Source organism: Corallococcus llansteffanensis, assembly GCF_003612055.1.
Taxonomy (GTDB): domain Bacteria; phylum Myxococcota; class Myxococcia; order Myxococcales; family Myxococcaceae; genus Corallococcus; species Corallococcus llansteffanensis.
In genome coordinates this window covers 1-1,976 of record NZ_RAWB01000948.1, presented here as the reverse complement: position 1 = coordinate 1,976, position 1,976 = coordinate 1, and the positions used below count along the sequence as shown (strand labels likewise).

The 1,976-nt window shown below is 68.8% G+C and carries 1 protein-coding gene; it reads left to right on the top strand.

All coding sequences use genetic code 11. The features are described 5' to 3' along the window. The coding region (locus D7V93_RS42360) for a condensation domain-containing protein (RefSeq protein WP_147451657.1) at positions 1–1,976 on the top strand (1,976 nt) is incomplete at both ends.

Here is a 1,976-nt window from a genome sequence, read left to right as displayed (position 1 = left end):
CACCGGCTTCGTCGCGCCCCAGAGCGCCCTGGAGCAGCAGCTTGCCTCCGCGTGGCAGTCCGTCCTTCGCCTCGACAAGGTCGGCGTCCACGACAACTTCTTCGACCTCGGCGGCAACTCGCTGCTGGCCACCCAGGTCGTCTCAAGACTTCGCGATCAGTTCGCCGTCTCGGTGCCGCTGCACGTCCTCTTCCAGGCACCGAGCATCTCGGGGCTGGCGCGCCATCTCCAGGCGCACGCTCCCGCATCAGAGTCCCTCCAGCCCACCTTCAAGCCTCGTCCCGACGGCCCTCTTCCCCTCTCCTTCGCCCAGGAGCGGCTCTGGTTCATCGACCAGCTCATTCCAGACAGTGCCCTCTATGTGATCCCGCTGGCGATGCGATTGACGGGGACGCTGGATGTGGCCGCCCTGGCGCGCAGCCTGCGTGCCCTCGTCCAGCGCCATGAGAGCCTGCGCACCACGTTCGGCCTGGTAGATGGCAAGCCCGTGCAGGTCATCGCGCCCGCACAGGACGTCCCGCTGCCGCTGACCGACCTGCGCTCACTTCCGGCCGAGGCGCAGTCCGCCGCGGTGGCTCAGCACACGCACGCCTTCGCCGTGCAGCCCTTCGATTTGCACACGGGGCCCCTGCTGCGCTCCTGCCTGCTGCGGCTCGCGGACGACTCGCACCTGTGGATGCTGTCACTGCACCACATCGTGGCCGACGGCTGGTCCCTGGGCGTGCTTGTCCAGGAGGTCGCTGCACTCTATGCCTCCGCGCTGCGCGGCCAGCCGGATGCGCTGCCTGCACTGCCCATCCAGTACGCCGACTACGCGCTGTCGCAGCGCGAGTGGCTCCAGGGTCCAGCCCGTCAGCCGCTGCTGGACTATTGGACCCGCCAGCTCGCGGAAGTTCCCACCGTCCTCGATCTGCCCACGGACTTCCCGCGTCCCGCGGTGCCGTCACCCCAAGGGGCCCTGCACGCGCTCCAGCTCCCCGCCGAGCTCACGGCGTCCCTGAAGGCACTCAGCCGGGAGGAGGGCATCACCCTCTTCATGACGCTGATGGCCGCCTTCCAGGTCCTCCTCCAGCGCTACTGCGCCAAGGATGACTTCGTCGTCGGCACTCCCATCGCCAACAGGACCCTCGGTCAAACCGAGGCGCTCATCGGCTGCTTCATCAATACGCTTCCCATTCGCGCGAACCTCGCGTCCCGTCCCACCTTCCGCTCGCTGCTGCGCCGGGTGCAGGCCACCTGCCTGGAGGCCTACGCGCACCAGGAGCTGCCCTTCGAGCACCTTGTCGACGCGCTCCACCTCTCGCGCGACCTCAGTCACACGCCCCTCGTCCAGGTCATCTTCGTCCTCCAGAACGCCCCCATGGCAACGCCGGCCCTCCCCGGGCTGCACCTGGAGGCGCTGCCCACCCAGAGCACCACCGCCAAGTTCGATCTCACACTCAGCCTCGAAGAGACCTCCGGTGGGCTGAAGGGCTGGTTCGAATACCGCACGGGCCTGTTCGCCGCGTCCACGATCGCTCGGCTCGCCGAGCAGTTCACCACCCTGCTGGCTGGCGTCGTTGCGGCACCGGACGCGAACATCCACGCGCTGCCGGTGCTGTCGGAGAGCGAGCGCTGGCAGGTGCTGGTGGCCTTCAACACCAACACCTCCGCCTACCCGTCCGACTCCATCGCCTCGCTCTTCCACGCCCAGGCCGCTCGCACTCCGGATGCGCCCGCGCTCCTCACCTCCGACTCCTCCCTCACCTACCGCGCCCTCTCCGAGCGCGTCTGCCGCCTCGCCCACCACCTGCACCATCTGGGCGTCGGCCCCGAGGTCACCGTCGGCGTCTACCTGGAGCGTTCGCCTGACCTCATCGTCAGCCTCCTGGCCATCCTCTCCGCGGGCGGCGCCTACGTCCCCCTCGACACCAGCTACCCCGCCGAGCGCCTCGCCTTCATGCTCGAGGACTCTCGCGCCTCCCTCGTCCTCTCTC